The organism is Bacillus sp. FSL L8-0099, from assembly GCF_038006385.1.
GTDB classification, from domain to species: domain Bacteria; phylum Bacillota; class Bacilli; order Bacillales; family Bacillaceae_G; genus Bacillus_A; species Bacillus_A toyonensis.
Window position 1 is genome coordinate 4229864 of record NZ_JBBOVC010000001.1, and the last position, 17689, is coordinate 4247552.

Annotated in this window: 27 protein-coding genes; 8 read left to right on the top strand and 19 right to left on the bottom strand. The window is 34.2% G+C overall.

Annotated features, from left to right (window positions below):
- Positions 1-4: 4 nt before the first annotated feature.
- Complete coding sequence (gcvT, locus tag MHH42_RS21450) at positions 5-1105, bottom strand: glycine cleavage system aminomethyltransferase GcvT (RefSeq protein WP_000631761.1); 1101 nt, start codon at positions 1103-1105, stop codon at positions 5-7.
- Between the two features lie 390 nt (positions 1106-1495).
- Here gcvT and MHH42_RS21455 point away from each other — a divergent pair, with 390 nt between their 5' ends.
- Both MHH42_RS21455 and MHH42_RS21460 read left to right on the top strand, forming a co-directional pair.
- Complete coding sequence (locus MHH42_RS21455) at positions 1496-3178, top strand: DEAD/DEAH box helicase (RefSeq protein ID WP_001100044.1); 1683 nt, start codon at positions 1496-1498, stop codon at positions 3176-3178.
- Complete coding sequence (locus tag MHH42_RS21460; protein ID WP_001183954.1) at positions 3165-3959, top strand: YqhG family protein; 795 nt, start codon at positions 3165-3167, stop codon at positions 3957-3959. The genes MHH42_RS21455 and MHH42_RS21460 overlap by 14 nt, the downstream gene beginning before the upstream one ends.
- Positions 3960-4009: 50 nt before the next feature.
- On the opposite strand, the gene MHH42_RS21465 is transcribed toward MHH42_RS21460, so the two are convergent.
- Together MHH42_RS21465 and MHH42_RS21470 are read right to left on the bottom strand one after the other, a co-directional pair.
- Positions 4010-4141, bottom strand: coding sequence for a hypothetical protein (locus tag MHH42_RS21465; protein ID WP_000064664.1), 132 nt, complete (start codon positions 4139-4141; stop codon positions 4010-4012).
- Between the two features lie 97 nt (positions 4142-4238).
- Positions 4239-4466 (bottom strand): hypothetical protein, encoded by a 228-nt coding sequence (locus MHH42_RS21470; RefSeq protein WP_000032702.1) that lies wholly within the window; start codon positions 4464-4466, stop codon positions 4239-4241.
- Between the two features lie 72 nt (positions 4467-4538).
- Between MHH42_RS21470 and MHH42_RS21475 the strand changes: the two genes are divergently transcribed.
- Both MHH42_RS21475 and MHH42_RS21480 read left to right on the top strand, forming a co-directional pair.
- Entirely contained in the window at positions 4539-4655 is a 117-nt protein-coding gene (locus MHH42_RS21475) for a GTP pyrophosphokinase (protein WP_073990725.1), read from the top strand.
- 140 nt (positions 4656-4795) lie between these two features.
- Positions 4796-5428, top strand: coding sequence for a VC0807 family protein (locus MHH42_RS21480; RefSeq protein ID WP_001073100.1), 633 nt, complete (start codon positions 4796-4798; stop codon positions 5426-5428).
- Positions 5429-5493: 65 nt separating this feature from the next.
- Here the strand turns inward: MHH42_RS21480 and MHH42_RS21485 are convergent, their stop codons facing one another.
- The 10 genes from MHH42_RS21485 to comGA all read right to left on the bottom strand — a co-directional run bounded on the left by MHH42_RS21485 (position 5494) and on the right by comGA (position 11112).
- Positions 5494-5694, bottom strand: a complete 201-nt coding sequence (locus MHH42_RS21485) for a YqzE family protein (protein ID WP_000106086.1) — start codon at positions 5692-5694, stop codon at positions 5494-5496.
- 38 nt (positions 5695-5732) lie between these two features.
- Complete coding sequence (locus MHH42_RS21490; RefSeq protein WP_000836652.1) at positions 5733-6230, bottom strand: shikimate kinase; 498 nt, start codon at positions 6228-6230, stop codon at positions 5733-5735.
- A gap of 120 nt (positions 6231-6350) precedes the next feature.
- A complete protein-coding gene (locus tag MHH42_RS21495; protein ID WP_000183875.1) occupies positions 6351-7001 on the bottom strand; it encodes a 2OG-Fe(II) oxygenase in 651 nt (216 codons plus the stop codon).
- 174 nt (positions 7002-7175) lie between these two features.
- A complete protein-coding gene (gene comGG / locus MHH42_RS21500) occupies positions 7176-7547 on the bottom strand; it encodes a competence type IV pilus minor pilin ComGG (RefSeq protein ID WP_000743703.1) in 372 nt (123 codons plus the stop codon).
- The gene (gene comGF, locus MHH42_RS21505) at positions 7544-8017 is read right to left on the bottom strand and encodes a competence type IV pilus minor pilin ComGF (protein WP_016109089.1); all 474 of its coding nucleotides are present in this window, start codon (positions 8015-8017) and stop codon (positions 7544-7546) included. The genes comGG and comGF overlap by 4 nt, the downstream gene beginning before the upstream one ends.
- Positions 7987-8289, bottom strand: a complete 303-nt coding sequence (locus MHH42_RS21510) for a hypothetical protein (protein WP_000829525.1) — start codon at positions 8287-8289, stop codon at positions 7987-7989. Before MHH42_RS21510 ends, comGF begins: the two co-directional genes overlap by 31 nt.
- Entirely contained in the window at positions 8282-8737 is a 456-nt protein-coding gene (gene comGD / locus MHH42_RS21515; protein WP_000810404.1) for a competence type IV pilus minor pilin ComGD, read from the bottom strand. The genes MHH42_RS21510 and comGD overlap by 8 nt, the downstream gene beginning before the upstream one ends.
- Positions 8734-9033, bottom strand: coding sequence for a competence type IV pilus major pilin ComGC (gene comGC / locus MHH42_RS21520; RefSeq protein WP_001178691.1), 300 nt, complete (start codon positions 9031-9033; stop codon positions 8734-8736). Before comGC ends, comGD begins: the two co-directional genes overlap by 4 nt.
- Before the next feature lie 11 nt (positions 9034-9044).
- Entirely contained in the window at positions 9045-10082 is a 1038-nt protein-coding gene (gene comGB, locus MHH42_RS21525) for a competence type IV pilus assembly protein ComGB (protein WP_016109090.1), read from the bottom strand.
- Positions 10069-11112, bottom strand: coding sequence for a competence type IV pilus ATPase ComGA (comGA, locus tag MHH42_RS21530; RefSeq protein ID WP_001013172.1), 1044 nt, complete (start codon positions 11110-11112; stop codon positions 10069-10071). Before comGA ends, comGB begins: the two co-directional genes overlap by 14 nt.
- Before the next feature lie 204 nt (positions 11113-11316).
- Between comGA and MHH42_RS21535 the strand changes: the two genes are divergently transcribed.
- The 3 genes from MHH42_RS21535 to MHH42_RS21545 all read left to right on the top strand — a co-directional run bounded on the left by MHH42_RS21535 (position 11317) and on the right by MHH42_RS21545 (position 13881).
- Positions 11317-12012, top strand: coding sequence for a helix-turn-helix transcriptional regulator (locus MHH42_RS21535; RefSeq protein WP_000434114.1), 696 nt, complete (start codon positions 11317-11319; stop codon positions 12010-12012).
- Between the two features lie 125 nt (positions 12013-12137).
- Positions 12138-12380: a DUF2626 domain-containing protein gene (locus MHH42_RS21540; protein WP_000440717.1), complete on the top strand. Its 243-nt coding sequence runs from the start codon at positions 12138-12140 to the stop codon at positions 12378-12380.
- 106 nt (positions 12381-12486) lie between these two features.
- A complete protein-coding gene (locus tag MHH42_RS21545; RefSeq protein WP_001094345.1) occupies positions 12487-13881 on the top strand; it encodes an L-cystine transporter in 1395 nt (464 codons plus the stop codon).
- Positions 13882-13943: 62 nt separating this feature from the next.
- On the opposite strand, the gene MHH42_RS21550 is transcribed toward MHH42_RS21545, so the two are convergent.
- Positions 13944-14336: a hypothetical protein gene (locus MHH42_RS21550; RefSeq protein ID WP_000875408.1), complete on the bottom strand. Its 393-nt coding sequence runs from the start codon at positions 14334-14336 to the stop codon at positions 13944-13946.
- A gap of 87 nt (positions 14337-14423) precedes the next feature.
- A complete protein-coding gene (locus MHH42_RS21555; RefSeq protein ID WP_001008324.1) occupies positions 14424-14639 on the bottom strand; it encodes a DUF3912 family protein in 216 nt (71 codons plus the stop codon).
- 252 nt (positions 14640-14891) lie between these two features.
- On the opposite strand from MHH42_RS21555, the gene MHH42_RS21560 reads away from it, so the two are divergent.
- Entirely contained in the window at positions 14892-15203 is a 312-nt protein-coding gene (locus tag MHH42_RS21560) for a hypothetical protein (protein ID WP_001092833.1), read from the top strand.
- A gap of 34 nt (positions 15204-15237) precedes the next feature.
- Here MHH42_RS21560 and MHH42_RS21565 read toward each other — a convergent pair whose 3' ends face one another.
- From MHH42_RS21565 to MHH42_RS21580, 4 genes are all read right to left on the bottom strand, one after another.
- Positions 15238-15726, bottom strand: a complete 489-nt coding sequence (locus MHH42_RS21565; protein ID WP_016109091.1) for a hypothetical protein — start codon at positions 15724-15726, stop codon at positions 15238-15240.
- 66 nt (positions 15727-15792) lie between these two features.
- A complete protein-coding gene (locus MHH42_RS21570) occupies positions 15793-16170 on the bottom strand; it encodes a nucleoside 2-deoxyribosyltransferase (RefSeq protein ID WP_016109092.1) in 378 nt (125 codons plus the stop codon).
- A gap of 95 nt (positions 16171-16265) precedes the next feature.
- Positions 16266-16526, bottom strand: coding sequence for a DUF3966 domain-containing protein (locus MHH42_RS21575; protein WP_079996683.1), 261 nt, complete (start codon positions 16524-16526; stop codon positions 16266-16268).
- Between the two features lie 95 nt (positions 16527-16621).
- Entirely contained in the window at positions 16622-17680 is a 1059-nt protein-coding gene (locus MHH42_RS21580) for an undecaprenyldiphospho-muramoylpentapeptide beta-N-acetylglucosaminyltransferase (RefSeq protein WP_000724784.1), read from the bottom strand.
- Between the last annotated feature and the right edge of the window lie 9 nt (positions 17681-17689).

Below are 17689 nucleotides of genomic sequence, written 5' to 3' on the forward strand. Positions count from 1 at the left end.
CCCGTTACTTTGAACGTTTATAAAATGGTGTTGGAACAACTACTGCTTTGACGCGTTTATTACGAATTTCAATTTCTACTTCTGTATCAACTGCTGCGTATTTTACATCAATTAGTGCTAAACCAATGCTTTTCTTTAACGTTGGAGATTGTGTACCACTCGTTACTTCCCCGATTTTTTCTTCTCCTACAAATACAGGGTAATGCGTACGAGGAATACCGCGTTCGATCACTTCGATGCCGACTAATTTACGAGATGCACCGTTTTCTTTTTGCTCTTTTAACGTTTCTTTTCCAAAGAAATCTGCTTCTTTGTTTGGTTTTACCGCAAAGCCAATTCCTGCTTCAATCGGTGTAATATCTTTTGATAATTCTTGTCCGTATAACGGAAGTGTTGCTTCAAAGCGAAGTGTATCACGAGCACCTAAACCACATGCTTTTAAGCCCTCTTCTGCTCCAACTTCAAGAAGTTTCTCCCAAAGTTTTGCAGCATCTTCACTCTTACAGTAAATTTCGAATCCGTCTTCACCTGTGTAACCTGTACGAGATACAAGTGCAGGAATTCCATCTACAAGAATATCGTTTTTAAATTTAAAGAACTTAATTTCTTTCAAATCTTCTGACACAACTTTTTGTAAAATGCCTTCTGCTTTTGGTCCTTGAATTGCAAGCTGCGCAACTTCACTAGAAACATTGACTACTTTCGCATCGCCAATTACATGACTTGCTAACCATTCGTAATCTTTCTCGATATTTGATGCATTGATTACTAATAAATAGTCTTCTTCACCACGTTTGTAGATTAATAAATCATCTACTGTACCACCATTTTCGTAGCACATAGCTGTATATTGTGCGCCTCCTACCTTTAAGGTAGATACGTCATTTGTAACAACACGTTGTAAAAATGCTAAACTATCTACACCTTTTACCTCAACTTCTCCCATATGAGACACATCGAACAAACCTGCCGCTGTACGTACAGCTTCGTGTTCTTCTTTAATGCTTGAAAATTGAACTGGTAATTCCCAGCCACCAAAGTCGATTGTTTTCCCACCATACTTCGCGTATACATCAAATAACGGTGTACGTTGTAATGTAATCATGCTCTTTCCCCCTTATGCTCTGACAAATCAATAAAAGTTGCTTCCCATATCTAAACATTTTCATTCTGAAAAGATAGGATATACGGAATCTCACTATATTTTTTTATGAAAGCGTAAATAAAAAAGTACTTTCTTGGATAAAATACGAAAGATTCCACACATTTCACACCATTATCCTAACATCATTCGCTATATTTCATCAATATTCTAGCATAAAAAATAATTTAGAATTTTTCATTCTTAATCTTACTAAATACAACTTTTGAGATTTAATGCTTATTATTGTCTATCATATAGCCTTTAATAACGATAACAAAGCCTTCTTTCAAGGCGAATCATTATACATGTAAAAAATAATTACTTTAACTTATAAAAGGTGGGAGAGTCGTAATGAATGTTGATATTTCCGTAGATCGGACGTGGCAAAACAATTTTTTAAATAGAATTGAAGAAGATGGTCCTTGGACAAACTGGGATTTATACCATTTAGCTTATGAAACAGAAAAATCGTTACTTGTTCCTACTTTCGATGGACTACAAGCACCGAAGCACTTATCCCATTTCACACCGCTTCCTCATCAATTAGAAGTCGCTCAAAATGTTATTGAACAAATGAACGGTAAAGCGATACTAGCCGACGAAGTAGGGCTTGGAAAAACAATTGAAGCTGGACTTATTTTAAAAGAATATATGGTGCGTGGGCTTGTGAAAAAAGTACTCATACTCGTCCCAGCCTCTCTCGTGTCACAATGGGCATACGAACTAAATACAAAGTTTTTCATTCCAGCTGTAGCTCAAAAGAAAAGCTACTCGTGGGAGCAAGCTGACGTGATCGTATCATCAATTGATACTGCAAAACGTTCACCACATCGCGATATCGTTTTGAACTTAGAATATGATCTTATTATTATCGATGAAGCACATAAACTAAAAAATAATAAAACAAAAAACTATGAATTTGCACAGCGATTAAAAAAGAAGTTTTGTTTATTACTAACAGCTACTCCTGTTCAAAACAAGATTGATGAAATTTTCAACCTTGTTTCTTTATTAAAACCAGGACATTTGGGCAATCAATCCAACTTTGAAGAATACTACGCTTCAAAAAATCGTTCAGCCGAATCAGATGAAGACTTAAAAGCTCTCATTAACAAAGTAATGGTCCGAAATAGACGTCATAATACCGGAATTGATTGGCCGAAGAGGCATGTACGTACAATTTTTGTAGAGTTTAATAAAGAAGAGCAAGCTTTATATAATGCAATTGAACACTGGGGAGGACGAGATGCCTTCACATCTGCTTTCTCATCCTTAACATTAAAGCGCGAGGCATGTAGTAGCCGTGAAGCTGTGTACTATTCATTAAAAAAGCATGTAGAAAAACGTCAGAAAGAAAATGAACAATATATAAAAGATCCATATATTGATGTGCTAATGGACAATATTAATCATATTCCATTCAACTCAAAAGCAAATAAAGCTCTTGAGCTTATAAAAGAAATTGACGATAAAGTCGTCATCTTCACGGAATATCGAGCGTCACAAATGTACTTACAATGGTTTTTACAGCAGCACGGCATTTCTTCCGTTCCGTTCCGCGGTGGATTTAAACGCGGGAAAAAAGATTGGATGAAGGAACTTTTCCAAAAACACGCGCAAGTATTAATTGCAACGGAAGCTGGCGGAGAAGGAATTAACTTACAGTTTTGTAGCCATATGATCAATTATGATTTGCCATGGAACCCAATGCGTCTTGAACAAAGAATTGGACGTATTCACCGTCTTGGTCAAAAAAATGATGTTCATATTTATAACTTAGCTACAAAGCATACTGTTGAAGAACACATTTTGAAACTGTTATATGAAAAAATAAATTTATTTGAGCGTGTTATCGGTGAACTCGATGAAATTTTAACAAGAATTAATATGAAAAACATCGATGCGCATATTCAAGAAATTTTTGCGCAATCAAAAAGCGAAGGAGAAATTCGAATTAAGATGGAAAACTTAACATCTATTATCGACTTTGCGAAGCGAAATGAAGCTGAGGTGCAAGGCTATGCAGCAACATGAAATCCATAATTACTTAAACAATTTCTTTGAGGCGAATAACTGCGAAATTTTAGGACGTTCCCCTCACCTATTAGATGTGCAGTTAACAATTGAGATGGATAAATTATTAATGAACCGCCCTTTCTATTGGCACTATCTTGAAAAAACAGGAGGCGTACCGAATCCGATGCGCCTTACTCTTATTACAAATCCAGAAAATGAAGAAAACGATGGCGAACTTATTCACTACGGTTCACCACGACTACATCAAATTTTCCAGACAACGAAAGAATTAGGCTCTTACATACGTTTATATGAGGAAATAAAGCATAACGGGGCAACGCATACACCGCTCCATCCTTGGCTCGGTGTAAATATAAAAGTGTCTTATCAATGTGATCGAAAAAAAGACATCCTTCATTCCATTGGTATTCATCTCATCTCTGGAACAATGATGGCAAATTTTCATGAAACATTAACTAACATTAAACTTACACCGAAAATACCTGACTTTTGTTTTACGCTCTCTCCTATCATTAAGCCTCAAAGCGGCTTACAACGTATAGAGGACGCTTTAAAAAATATAATTGCAGAAGATGATCATGCGTGGGCGAAAGAAGCGAGGGTACGTTGGAATCACGATTTAGATCTTTTAAATCGTTTTTATGAAGATAGTGATGAACTTCCTGAAAGCTATGAAATTGAAAAACAAGCCTTGCAAGAACAATATGAACCACGTATTACAGTGCAAATTATTAACGGTGGCCTCTTTTATGTTACCGCTAATCATTTTCTATCTTAAAAAAGCTCCTTCCGTTTTTAGAAGGAGCTTTTTTTTATTTATTTTCTATCCTACTCGCTATCGTCACTACGCTCTTGCTGTTTTTTCTGTGCCATACGTTTCTGCTGTGCACGATCCTTTGCGCTCACATGATTTGCATCAGTTGGAAGGTTTTCTTTCGAACGTCCAATTCCATTGCTCATCTTTCCCACTCCTTTTTACATTTTTCAAAACACATGTTTATTTTCAGCTAGAGTTACAATCCTTATACAAAAAAATAAGAGCAGCCATTGGCTACTCTTACTCACTCACATATTTTTGAAACATATCATGGATGCCTTTATTTACGAGGTTCGAGATCTGTTCGTCAGATTTATTCGGATAACGATCGCGCAATCTGATAGATGCCTTCACCATTAAATTTTCTAATACAGAACGGCCACCTTCTCCATAAATAATTTCAGCATACTTAACAAGCCTTCCATCCTCTACTGTTGCTGGATTATGATTGAAGAAAAATTTACTCATTGTTTCCACCTCTCTCTTTGATAACGTTTACATTTATATATTTTATTTATGTTATTTATTTCACAATATTGTATGCACGTATATTTAATTAGTTTCATTATAAAGCAACATATCGATAGTACATATGTGATTTTCCGTCCATTTTGTGAACAAACCAAAAATGAAAGCGTTTCCTTTATTATATACTAAAAAAACTTACTACGCTAGGGGCAATTTTTTCAATCTACTAATCCCTCAAAAATTGATATATTTTTTCTTTTCCAATCAAACCTTATACAATTTTCAGAAATTATATTATAAAATATATGTATGACTTAAGGAGGATTTGTATGAATCAAAATAAAAAAGCTATATTAGATCTTGTCTTTTATCTCGTAATCCCATTCCTCATTTGGAAATTTGCAAAACCTTATATTGATCCTTATTACGCGATGTTAATTTCCTCTGTTCCGGGGATTATTTATACACTGTATACCTTTAAAAAAGAAAAGCAGTTTAACGTGACAGGATTCTTTATTTTAATTACACTCATTTCTAATACGACGGTAGATTTATTATCTGGATCAGCTGAACGAATGTTGTGGAACGATGCGTATTATCACATCGTACTCGGTATTATCGTCATATGTACAATTTTTATAAAAAAACCACTTATGTTATATTTCGCAGCAGATATTGCAGCACTACAAGGGCATGACCGTGATAAAAGTCGTGAACTGTATCGTGATAGTCGTATATATCCAGCACTACAATATTTAACGCTATTTTTCGGGCTTCAATTTATATTAAAAAGCTTTTTAAAAATTTATTTCATCTCCGTTTTCGGTGTAGATGGCTACGGTGAAATGAGAGCGATTATGACTGCTGTCGGCTGGGGCATTTCAATTTGCATCGGAATAGGGTTCGTATGGGTGAACAATAAAATACATGCGGTTACTGAGGAAAAAGAGTCTGTACAGTAAATGAAAATCCCCTAGTATATAACGCTACTAGGGGATTTTCATTTTGCTAGGCATATGACTAAAAGTTAACTTGATTTTTTCCTTTTATTTTTTACGTTTCGATAAAATAAAGCTGCACTAAGCGGCATAACACCAAACCATTTATTTAAAAATGGCTCTTTTTCAGAGCGGCGTTGTTCTTTCTTTTGTTTACGATCTTCTTTTGGTGCATCCATATATGACACAAACTGCTGCGTCACAAAGCGAACATAATCATTAGTAGACATATTATCATCACCTCTACTTGATTAGTATGTCCACTTTTTTATTCATTAATCTTTTCCTTTAATTCATTCATAATTTGCTTTACTGACTTATTTGTCGTGTCGATATGAATATGTGCCTCTTCATAATACGCTCGGCGCGATTCGAATTTCGTTACAAATGCCTCTATATCTTTCTTCTGAAATAGTGGACGTGTCGTATCTTCACGAAGCCTTTCTGCAATTACATGCGGATCACAATATAAATACACGACAGTCCCGTTCTCTTTCATCCACTTTCGATTTTCCACTCGCTCAATAATCCCTCCACCAGTTGTAATGATTGCATTATGAACTGGTAGTGAACGTAACATCTCACTTTCATATTCTCGAAAAGTTATTTCGCCTTCTTCTGCAAAAATATTTCGAATTGCCTTCTCTTGCTTCTCTTCGATTTTTTGATCTGTATCTACAACATCCATTTGAAGTTCTTTACTTAACGCTTTTCCAATTGTTGTTTTCCCAGCTCCCATATAGCCGGTTATGTATATAGATTTCATTTTCTGTCCTCTCAATCGTCATGTATTAATTGTTATTATAACGAAAGATGCTACTTTGTTTAATAAAAAAACGTTTTGTTCTTCTTATACTAAGAAGAACAAAACGTAACATACTCGCTTTTACCTATAAGTACCTCTTCTCACCCACTGCGTTGCAATCCATTTCTCGCCTTTCGTTACAGGCGCCCCTCCGTGTAACGTAAGCTCATTTAGTGATTGATCTTGATAAAAATACTCAAAGTATACTGCCATTCCCTTTCTAGGGTGTACAGAAAGATTTAATTTCGGGAAGAACGTTTCTCCGCCTTCTTCTACATCATTTAAGTACATTACAAGCGTGCTAATACGATTATTAGCAGCTGATCTACTATGTTCCGCAAAATAATCATAGTGCGCTTTATATTGTTGATCCACTTCATAATTTAAAATGTGCAATCCTTCTCCATGCGTCACCGGAACATTCATGATAGATGAAATACGTTTTTCAATCTTCGAAGTAAGTTCATTCTCTTCCAAAAATGCGCCGCTACTTGTTCGGATATCATTTACATCACGTGCTGAACCAATTGTAGAACGTTTTATTTTATTTTTAGACATTTCAATTAATTCGTTGCATTCTTCGTCACTTATTACATTTCCTAATACGACGATAAGAGGTTCTTCGAATTTCGAAATAATTTGTATTTCCCTATCTTCTGTCATAATCGTATTTCCTTTATGATCAAAAATAGTTTGTTCTTTATTTTCACCTATTTGATTGTTATTTGTCATTTCCCTATTCTCCCTAAAAAAAATGATTGGATAGCATGAATATATCATATTCTTTCTACCTTTCTCTTTTTTGAGAAAATTTAAACTTTTGATCGTTATATTTATCCATTTCCCAAAAGAAATTGAAGCTCTTCACAATGGAAATTCATGGTTTTACTCAGCATACTTTACCTGTCATCCTTCTATCCAATCAAATATTTTCTCATCATTTTTTCTATACCGAAAGCTCACCGTATAGAAAATTCTTTGTTTTGTCTCGCACTGCAAAGAAACGAGAATCATATCATTTTCAAATTCGTACTTTCCACTCACTTTTCCCTTTGTATATGGAAAGAAAAAGGTACCATCTCTTTCTGTTTTCTGTAAGTCTACTTTTATATCTGCAATAGCTCGATTAATCAACTCTTCCACTAAAAATTTTTGCTCTATTTCAGTATAAAATTTTTTATCAGAAAGCAACATATTCGTTTCGTATACAAAAAAAGAGGTTAATAAAATTAAAAAAATGATTGTTGCTGGCATTGTAAATCCATCTTGTTTTTTCATTCCTTTATTTCCATTTCGCTATATCTTACAACTACACCTTCATGTATTTTCCCACTAGTATCTTTCATATTTATAAAGAACACATGAGGTGTTAGTTTGTACGAAACATTGCCAACCTTTTGTAATATAACTTCCCTTCCACGCATATTCACTTTTCTTATAAGATGATTATTCACTTTTTCATATATCACTTCATCCCCATTACGCAAACGGAAGCGTAAAATACTACCTTTATTTTCAAGGGCCATTATATGTTCCCCAAACGATACCTCACGAAACTCCAGTTGTACTTGGCCTAAAAACACATCCCACTCCCACTCATTTAATCCTTTTGAGTGTTTATTCTCCATTCCGATAAAATGAAGACTCGGTAAAAGTAAAAAGAACAGTGATACTAGAAACAAACATACGATCATTTCTATTAATGTAAATCCAACTTCTAATTTATTTTTCCTCCCACATAAAAACATTGTTCCATCATTCTTCCCTTCACATCTTTCCACATAGTACACACTTCACTTCCTCCCCAATATGTGTAATATACAAGTTCGTTTATAATTTTTTCTTTTACTCGCATTTCCTCATTCTCATACATATATAAAGCTGCTTCTTTTTTTAATAATACGAATGCCTTATAGCGGAGTTGTATATTTTTTCTTTCTTGCATGACCAATACTGTTTGCGGCAGTAGTACCGATACCGCCATCATTAGTATGCTTAACGATACAAGCATTTCAGCCATTATGGATCCTTTTTGATATTTCACGATACGTAAATCTCCCTCTTCCGAGCTGAAATACAATCTCATATTTATAACTTCGATACGAAAGTAAAATTGTACCACCTCTATTAATATTTCCGCTCGGATTATATGTCATCGGATTTGGAAATGTATGCAAATCAATTTGTATATCGTTACCATAGTCTCTCGACACAATAAAATGATTCGTACCCGACTCCTCAATGTAATACGTGTTTTTCTCTTTATACCACCGTAGCGTATAGTATTTCTGACGATTTATCGCTAATTGTTGCATATACAAAATATCATTTGAAAATTGGCTCAAAAATTGTTCGACTTTTTGTTTTTCATATAATGAATGAACATTAAAATACGTAATCATACTTAAGACAGAAATTACAAATAAAACGAGCAACATTTCTAAAAGAGTAAATCCTTTTTGTTTCACAATGTCCCGATTGATACTGTGCCATCATCTGAAATATGAATAGATTCACCATTCGGACACTTATGAGTTGTAATATATTTTTCGTCACTTAGCTCTTTTAACGAAGGAATTTTATTATGCTGTAATTGATATACCTGTATTTGCGCTTCTATAGATTTCACATAGGCTGCGCATCCTTTTCCTTGAACTGATGAGCGCTGCTTCACTACATTCGGAATAATTAATAGTAATAATACAGTTATAACAACCATAACTAATAACATCTCTAACAGAGTAAATCCTTCCTCATTCTGCATGTAAATGCCTCCTAAATGGAATTCATCATTTGAAACATCGGCATAATCATCGCTAAATACATAAGAACAACTATTCCTCCAATGCATGTAAATAAAATCGGTTGAATGATAACTAACATACGTTTCATTTTTTGTTCCATCTTTTCTATAACAAGATCGCTATAGTCCTCTAATTCAACTGCCAAATTACCGTTTGCTTGTCCATGCCTAATAATATAAGAAAGTTCTTTTTCGTAATAACCACTTTTAGCAATGATAGATTGTAACGATTCTCCTGCAATTAATTGCCGTTCAATTCGGGCCGCTTCATACTGAAAAAATCGATTATATTTTTGCTCCATCATTATTGTGAGTGCTTCGAGCACCGATAGTCCGCCGTACAATAAACCACTCAATTGAGTGGAGAAATAATGCGAATGCTTTAAAATAAGAAATACTTTTATGAGAGGAATACGAAGCATGATTTTTACCTGTTCAATATGTGGGAGTTTCCGAAAATAAAACAAATATACGCTACATCCAATAATAAAGATAAGAATACCGCTAATAATAATGTAAGGTATTCGTTTAATTGCACTTAAAATTTGTTCTGTAAATAGCGGCACTGTAGAACCAAATGAACTATACACCATTTCAACCTGCGGTAATAAGATGAGATTGAAAACAGCAAGCATAATCATTAAAAAGAATGCTAATAGCATAGGATACTGCATTATTTTCATCATATCTTTCCTATACTTATCCTTCTTATAAAGAAGTGCGCTCCCTTGTTGCAATGCAAAAGAAATATCACCATGTTTCTCAGCATAAAATAAATAACTTAACATCTCCTGATGAAACATTAATTGATGAAATGAATCGTGTAGACTTCTCCCCTCTTTTAATCCCTCAATCATATGCTGTAATTGTACTTTCTTTTCTATGGGTAATTGAAATCGTAAAAATTCTAGTGCCTGCAAAAGGGAGTATCCTTTTTCTAATAGTTCTCCTAATCGTTTCAACAATACTAATTGCTCACTTAAACTCCATGTTTTCTTAAACATAAACATCTTCTTCTAAAAATCCTAAAGCATACCCTTTTCGTATCGAAGATTCTAATGTTTCATGTTTGTACGTAACACATTCTCCGTTCGCTTCTTTAATCGCTTGTTGCAAATCATATCCATCTAACAACTCGTAAACGCTTGCTTGTCTTACTTGCCGCATTGATTTACATAAAATTGAGCACTTTCCTCTGCAAAATGGACACTTTAATTCAACAAGTCGCTGTGCAGCTACAGCCAATAAAGCTTGTTCAATTTCTTGCCTCGTTATGCCATAATCCATAAATCTGAGTATCGCTCCTTTCGCATCATTCGTATGCAGGGTCGTCATTACTAAATGTCCAGTTAAACTTGCTCTTACAGCTATTTTTGCTGTTTCTTCATCTCGGATTTCACCAACTAATATAATATCTGGATCATGGCGTAAAATAGCCTTTAGTCCAGCCTCATATGTGATACCTGCTTTTTCATTTATTTGAATTTGTAATAAATCGTCTTTTCTTTTTTCAACTGGGTCTTCAAGTGTTACAATTCGACGTGTTTTCCTTTTTCTAATTACCTCTAATAATGCATACATTGTCGTTGTCTTCCCAGAACCAGTCGGTCCAGTAAATACGAGTAGACCATGTGAATAACGTAAAAAAGAGAGGAGTTTTTCCGCCGTACTTGGAAATAACGAAAGATGAGATAACGGCTGCACAGATGCTTGTAAATGAAGGCGAATCACGAGACTTTCTCGATATACAGTCGGAAGTGTTGAAAGACGTAAATACACTTCTTGTCCATCAATTTGTAAATACAATGAACCATTTTGTGGCTTCCGCCTCTCTCCTATATCCATGGATGCCAAAAATTTAAAGTGCGAAACAAGTTTTTCTCCAAACTCCTTTTCAATACATTGTTTCGTAATTAAATCTTTTCCTATACGTAGCTGAACCGCTACATCCTTCTGCCGGGGCACAATATGTAAGTCCGATGCTTGTACCCTACACGCTTCTTTCAAAATTGTATTCGCAAAAATTTCAATTCCATTCATCATTTTCCCTCCTCACTATGTATATAGCATAAAAAAATGCACAATAAAAATTGGGACTTTTGTATTTTCACCTAAATAAAAAGGAAAATTATGTTTGTGAAATTATGAACAATTTCCGAATTATTGTCTGAAATTACCTATATGGAAGTTTATCTGTATTATAATGTTATTATCTTGGATAAAGTGATAAAGGTGGAGATCCTAATGGAACAAGCTTTAAAAATTACAGGTGTATTATCTGACCCAACTCGTTATTACATTTATAAATATATTTCTCAAAAACATAGTTACGTAACTGTACAAGAAATTGCAGATGAGTTTGACATTCATCCAAACGTAGCACGCTTACATTTATCTAAATTAGAAGATGTTCATATGCTTAAATCTGAAACAAAGAAAACTGGAAAGGGTGGAAGACCAAGCAGATTATATGTATTATCTGATGATGTTATCCAATTGCAATTTCCATTCCGTGATTATCAATTATTAGCAAAAATAGCGTTCAATTCTCTTCTTAGCCTTGGAGCTGCTGGTGAAAAAGCGCTATACGAAACAGGAAAACAATTCGGAGCAGAATTAATGCAACAACATATGCACCGCTTAAATGTGAGTGAAGAAGACTTAACAGTAGAACAAAAAGTTCAAATTGCAAAAGAAGCTTTCTCAACAGCTGGTTTATCACCTGCATTTGAATTAAGTGCAGATGGAACAAAAATTTTCTATGATGTACACAATTGTCCATTTAAAGAAGTTGCTGTTCATCACCCAACTGAAATTTGTAATATGCATGGGGATATGATGAAAGGGATTTTTGAAATCCTATTCCCTAACATGGAATTAACACGAAATGATAGTCTACTAGATGGATGTAAATCTTGTAATTATAAATTAACAATTTAATTTCTCATATAAAAAGAAGCCAATTATAATTGGCTTCTTTTTATATGAACGAATATTTACAATAGTAAGAAAAATAAACTATAATGAGGAGAGGTTTACTTTTTCTAGAAAAGGAGGGAGATGGCATGGAGCGCATGTTTCGCGTTCTCGGCTTTTGGACTGGAATTTTCTCGGTTATGTTTTACGTAGGGGATATGCAACAGGCTGCACTACTATTTTTAGGACAAACAGGTTTCTTCGTACTTTTAAGTTATTTAAAATTAACAGAGCGTATGTATATATACGTATTTGGGGCCTACTTAACTGTTTTCTTCATAGGATTTACATACTACACGACGTTTTTACTTGTCCCTGGGGCTGGACATTAAAAGATGGCAATTTGCCATCTTTTTTTAATCGCGGAATTTCCTAGTTGACTTATAGGTTTTATTACCTTATATTCTATATAACAGATTGGAATTAGGGGGAATCAACATGAATACACTGCTTGTCGGAATTAACGTTGCAGTCATGCTCATTTTAGTCGGCGTATTATATTATATGCAACGTAAGCATGTATCTTTTAATAAACGTGTATTTACTGCTTTAGGAGTCGGAATTTTATTTGGTCTTATATTACAATTTATTTATGAGCCTACTTCTAAAGTAATTATTGAATCAAATACTTGGTTTGGCTTAATCGGTAACGGTTATGTGAAATTGCTTCAAATGATCGTTATGCCACTTATTTTAGTATCTATTATTTCAGCCTTTACAAAATTACAATTAACGAAAAATCTTGGTAAAATCAGTGGCCTTATTATCGGAATTTTAATTCTTACTACAGGAATTGCTGCAGCTGTCGGAATCGCTGCAAGTGCAGGATTTGATGTATCAGCAACAGGCCTACAACAAGGTGATGCAGAATCTGCTCGTCTGAAACTAGTTGAAGAAAGATTTACTTCTATTGAAAAGACAACAATTCCAGACAAATTATTAGAGCTATTACCTACAAATCCATTTCTTGATTTAACAGGTGCTCGTCCAACATCAACAATTTCTGTCGTAATATTTGCAGCCTTTATCGGCATTGCCTTTATAGGTGTAAAACGAAAATATCCAGAACAAGCAGAGTTATTTAAGAAGATGCTTGATGCTGTATATGCAATCGTAATGCGTATGGTAACATTAATTTTACGCCTTACTCCATACGGCGTATTAGCTCTTATGGCAAAAACAGTTGCTGGTAGCGATATAAATGCTATTTTAAAACTTGGTAACTTCGTGTTAGCGTCTTACGTAGCACTTATCGTAATGTTCGTTATTCACTTATTATTAATTGCTCTATCTGGTTTAAATCCAATTCAATATTTGAAAAAGGTATTCCCTGTATTAACATTTGCATTCACATCTCGCTCTAGTGCTGGCGCAATGCCATTAAATATTGAAGCGCAAAAAGAAAAGCTTGGTATTTCCGAAGGGATTGCAAACTTCGCTGCTTCATTCGGAGTATCTATCGGTCAAAACGGTTGCGCAGGTATTTATCCAGCAATGCTTGCAATGATGGTCGCTCCAACTGTAGGAATTGATCCGTTACAACCACAATTTATTTTAACTTTAATCGCTGTCGTTGCTATTAGCTCATTCGGTGTTGCCGGTGTTGGTGGCGGTGCAACATTCGCAGCGTTAATCGTACTATCTACAATGAACTTACCAATTGGCATTGTCGCTCTTGTTATCTCGGTTGAACCATTAATCGATATGGGCCGTACAGCTCTTAACGTAAGTGGTTCTATGACAGCAGGTCTTATTTCTAGTAAATGGCTTGGTGAATTAGATCAAGATACGTACAATCAAGATGATACAAAAACTGGTGAAATTGCTTCATAATAAGAAAAAGACGCTAACATAAAACTGTTAGCGTCTTTTTTTACATCCCATCTTGAAAAGTATCACTCCAAGCATTCTTCTAGTTGCTCTTTTAACTCCTCCTCAATCTCATAATAAGAATAATCAACAAGTTCTCCTACTTTCTTACTCCCCCAAATTCTTGATTGAGTTAGCATTCCTAAAAAGATATTTTCGCATTTCCAAATTGGAATGATATAAAAGTCAATCATCTCACCTTCTTCATCTACTATCGCCATAGAAACTGATGAATAATACCCCGTTTCAAAGGGATCTTCTTTTTCTCTTTCGAATCCAATGTCTAATTCCATACTTTTCTCAATATATAAATGGGCATACTCTCTAAAAAGTTTAAGTGATATTCGCTCTATCTCCTTTTCCATACATTGAATTTTCTCTTTCAATTCCAATGTAAAATCTCGTTCTTTATACTTCATTTCCGTCTCCTTACACATAGAAAAAGAGAATACAATAACATATTCTCTTTTCTCAAATATATTTCATTATCTCACAGCCCGTCCTTTTCACAAATAACCATTCTGCTCGCACCATTTATGAAATTGTCCTACGTCCACTCCAACTAACACGATATCCTTTAGCTCGACATCAATACTTTGTTCTCCAATTATAATAGCGAAGTGTGGTTTTAATTGTTCTTCGTTTTTCTTTACAATTCCAATTCGGTTCCGATGCGGTCCATCTTTTATATATGCTTTTTGCCCTACAATATCAAAGTTCAAGATTCTCACCTCTTTTACTGCGCTCAAATTGGAAATACAATCTCCACCTCGGAAAATTTCCTTTCATTGCACTATTTCTCTATATATATGACGAAACAATAAAAGAGTCCTTCCTTCTTTACAATTATTTTTTCTTTGTTTCATTTTTATGATTGAAACGTAAAGTTTATAATAAAATACACTTGGAAGCGCTTTCTATGTAATTTTTTATGTTATAATATAAAAGTAGAACTTCGTAAAGAGGGTTAAAAAATGAATACAAAAATAATAAAAAAAGTAATTGACGCATTAAAAGTATATGGCTTTCAGGATGTATCATTCTGTGACAAAACGAAACAATTTTTATTTCATAACGAAACGGATATTATGAGCGGCTATGCAGAAATAACATATAGTAGTCAATTTGAAAAATTTAACGTACAAATTCATCCAATTGAAACACATCATCAAGCAGAGTTACAAGAGGTTGAAAGACATATACAAGCTTGTATAAGAAAAGTGGAATATTTAAACGCACTTCTTACTGGGCAGACAAAACTAGATGATAAAATTATTATTATGTAAAAAAAGAACGTGATATCCTCACGTTCTTTTTTCATTATACGTTCATCTTTTCCTTCAGTTGTAATCCTGTAATGGATTCTAATACATCCATCGCTTCTCCAAACGTCATATCAAAAATCGTCTTATCCTCTATGTATGGAAACTGTCTGAAACGCTTTTCTAACATCTTCACAGCATCTGATGTAAAGTTTGCACTATCAACACCAAATTCTGTTTCAAGAAGCACGATCCAATCTAACACATGAAAACCTAATCCATTTACGAATGAAATCAGTTTCTCTTCTGGTTGTGAAGATAAGAATACGTATCGCTCCATCTCACTGAATAGTTCTTCGCCTAAAATTTCTGCTAATTCATCATCATGTTCGCGTTCAATAATATCTTCATATCCGTAATCATCAGTAAGCTCTTCTACTTCTTCACTATCTGCAAAAAGCAATTGACTAAGAAGCGCATCTCTCTTAAATTCACTCTTTTGTACCACTTCTAAAAAACTTGTTTCCCAACCATTTTCTAATTTCATATTATATAGCTCCTTTATATACTTTCCTTATCATCACTGTACCCAAAAGATTATCTTTATAACCTTTTAAACATCCACATTATTCATAACGTGAGCTACAAACTCTTTTGCATCCCCTTCAAAAATATGTACTTCTGGCAAATGGTAAAATGTTGTTTGCAGCGAATTTCCTTCATGATACATATATATTTTTTTCTCTAGTGCAATGGCCATTCCAAACTCTGTATGACTTCCATTTCCACCATCTAATATAAATAAAAAGACATCGGCTTCCTTTATAGCATTCTTTTCCGCCTCACCAATTTCTCTTAATTTTTCTTGGTTAACTGCTCTTTCGTTTTTTGTCCAATCATATGTATGGTGCCATCCTGCTTCTTTTAACTGGCCTGATACAAAACGAACAATGTGTTTATTTTGAAATCCCGATGCTATATAAAATTTCATTTATGTTCATCCTTTAAATCTGTATGGGGAAACTCCTTTTAGCGTTACTTGCTATAGATATAATAAAGAACGACATCAAAAAAAAATCCCCATCTTTAGAACTTATTTGCGTTTAAATGATGGGTTGCTTCATGGTCTTCTTTTGTTTTTTGTTTTTTATAACTTTCATCAGCTAACATTTCTAGTTCTGCTGTTATTTCTGATTTTTCAAGCTCTCGTTCTTGCGAAAATTTCCTTGAAATATAAACAATCACACTACCAACGTACAACACAAAGCATATAATAAGTGCAGTATTTTCATAGAGACTTAGCTCCAACACAGTCACTCCTAATCCATTCGTATTTTCACGCTTAATCAATTGGAATTTCCCTACTAACCATTTGTTATTGTAACATAAAAATATCAATTCTTGGAATCTTTCATCCTATTAAAAAAGACATGATTGTATAATCATGCCTCTGAAATATGTTTAATAATAGTTTTAATCGCTTCTTCTCCATTGTATTTCTTTAATGCCCTTTTATACACCTCATTATTTTGATCTAACTCTTCGACATGCTTTATAAGAGAATTCATAGTAACATCTTCTTCGTACAATACTGAGGCATAACCTTGTTTTTCGAAGGATTCTGCATTTAAAATTTGATCTCCACGACTAGCAAATTTTGATAAGGGAATTAAAACCATTGGCTTTTCTAATGTTAAAAACTCAAAGATTGCATTGGATCCCGCACGTGAAATAACAAAATCTGTTGCCGCTAATATGTCTGGTAACTCCTCATGGATATATTCAAATTGTTTATATCCTTCTTTATTTTGTAAGCTTTCATCAAGATTACCTTTTCCGCAAAGATGAACAATTTGATACTTTTTAAGAAGTTTTGGTAACGCTTCTCGAACTGTTTCATTGATTTTCTTCGCACCCAAACTTCCACCCATAATTGTAATAACCGGCTTTTTACGTGAAAAACTTAAAAACGCTAAACCTTTTTCACGATTTCCCTTTAGCACTTCTTCACGTACAGGAGCTCCCGTATATATTACTTTTTCTTTCGGTAAATGTTTCGCTGCTTCCTCAAATGTAACAAATATTTTCGAAGCAAAACGGAGCGCAATTTTGTTTGCTAGTCCTGGTGTCATATCGGATTCATGCAATAAAACTGGCACTCTATTTAACCATCCTCCAATTACGACTGGTACAGATACGAAACCACCTTTTGAAAAAATTACATCCGGTTTTAGTTTTCGAATCCTTACATACGCATCCATAACCCCCTTCATTACAAGAAAAGGATCTTTTATATTTTTCAAATCAAAATAACGACGTAGCTTTCCACTCGCAATACTATAGTACGGAATGCCCTCTTTTTCTATAATCGCTTTCTCAATCCCTTGATGAGAACCAATATAAGAGATATCCCAATGCTGTTCTTGTAAATATGGAATGATGGCTAAATTAGGTGTTACATGCCCTGCCGAACCGCCACCTGTAAAGACTATTTTCTTCATACGTCTCCC

Bases quoted from the DNA above. Each gene is read 5' to 3' on its own strand.
- gcvT (WP_000631761.1), bottom strand. From the start codon at position 1,105: ATGATTACATTACAACGTACACCGTTATTTGATGTATACGCGAAGTAT.
- MHH42_RS21455 (WP_001100044.1), top strand. From the start codon at position 1,496: ATGAATGTTGATATTTCCGTAGATCGGACGTGGCAAAACAATTTTTTA.
- MHH42_RS21460 (WP_001183954.1), top strand. From the start codon at position 3,165: ATGCAGCAACATGAAATCCATAATTACTTAAACAATTTCTTTGAGGCG.
- MHH42_RS21465 (WP_000064664.1), bottom strand. From the start codon at position 4,141: ATGAGCAATGGAATTGGACGTTCGAAAGAAAACCTTCCAACTGATGCA.
- MHH42_RS21470 (WP_000032702.1), bottom strand. From the start codon at position 4,466: ATGAGTAAATTTTTCTTCAATCATAATCCAGCAACAGTAGAGGATGGA.
- MHH42_RS21475 (WP_073990725.1), top strand. From the start codon at position 4,539: ATGCACGTATATTTAATTAGTTTCATTATAAAGCAACATATCGATAGT.
- MHH42_RS21480 (WP_001073100.1), top strand. From the start codon at position 4,796: ATGAATCAAAATAAAAAAGCTATATTAGATCTTGTCTTTTATCTCGTA.
- MHH42_RS21485 (WP_000106086.1), bottom strand. From the start codon at position 5,694: ATGTCTACTAATGATTATGTTCGCTTTGTGACGCAGCAGTTTGTGTCA.
- MHH42_RS21490 (WP_000836652.1), bottom strand. From the start codon at position 6,230: ATGAAATCTATATACATAACCGGCTATATGGGAGCTGGGAAAACAACA.
- MHH42_RS21495 (WP_000183875.1), bottom strand. From the start codon at position 7,001: ATGACAAATAACAATCAAATAGGTGAAAATAAAGAACAAACTATTTTT.
- comGG (WP_000743703.1), bottom strand. From the start codon at position 7,547: ATGAAAAAACAAGATGGATTTACAATGCCAGCAACAATCATTTTTTTA.
- comGF (WP_016109089.1), bottom strand. From the start codon at position 8,017: ATGTTTTTATGTGGGAGGAAAAATAAATTAGAAGTTGGATTTACATTA.
- MHH42_RS21510 (WP_000829525.1), bottom strand. From the start codon at position 8,289: ATGGCTGAAATGCTTGTATCGTTAAGCATACTAATGATGGCGGTATCG.
- comGC (WP_001178691.1), bottom strand. From the start codon at position 9,033: ATGCAGAATGAGGAAGGATTTACTCTGTTAGAGATGTTATTAGTTATG.
- comGB (WP_016109090.1), bottom strand. From the start codon at position 10,082: ATGTTTATGTTTAAGAAAACATGGAGTTTAAGTGAGCAATTAGTATTG.
- comGA (WP_001013172.1), bottom strand. From the start codon at position 11,112: ATGAATGGAATTGAAATTTTTGCGAATACAATTTTGAAAGAAGCGTGT.
- MHH42_RS21535 (WP_000434114.1), top strand. From the start codon at position 11,317: ATGGAACAAGCTTTAAAAATTACAGGTGTATTATCTGACCCAACTCGT.
- MHH42_RS21540 (WP_000440717.1), top strand. From the start codon at position 12,138: ATGGAGCGCATGTTTCGCGTTCTCGGCTTTTGGACTGGAATTTTCTCG.
- MHH42_RS21545 (WP_001094345.1), top strand. From the start codon at position 12,487: ATGAATACACTGCTTGTCGGAATTAACGTTGCAGTCATGCTCATTTTA.
- MHH42_RS21550 (WP_000875408.1), bottom strand. From the start codon at position 14,336: ATGAAGTATAAAGAACGAGATTTTACATTGGAATTGAAAGAGAAAATT.
- MHH42_RS21560 (WP_001092833.1), top strand. From the start codon at position 14,892: ATGAATACAAAAATAATAAAAAAAGTAATTGACGCATTAAAAGTATAT.
- MHH42_RS21565 (WP_016109091.1), bottom strand. From the start codon at position 15,726: ATGAAATTAGAAAATGGTTGGGAAACAAGTTTTTTAGAAGTGGTACAA.
- MHH42_RS21570 (WP_016109092.1), bottom strand. From the start codon at position 16,170: ATGAAATTTTATATAGCATCGGGATTTCAAAATAAACACATTGTTCGT.
- MHH42_RS21580 (WP_000724784.1), bottom strand. From the start codon at position 17,680: ATGAAGAAAATAGTCTTTACAGGTGGCGGTTCGGCAGGGCATGTAACA.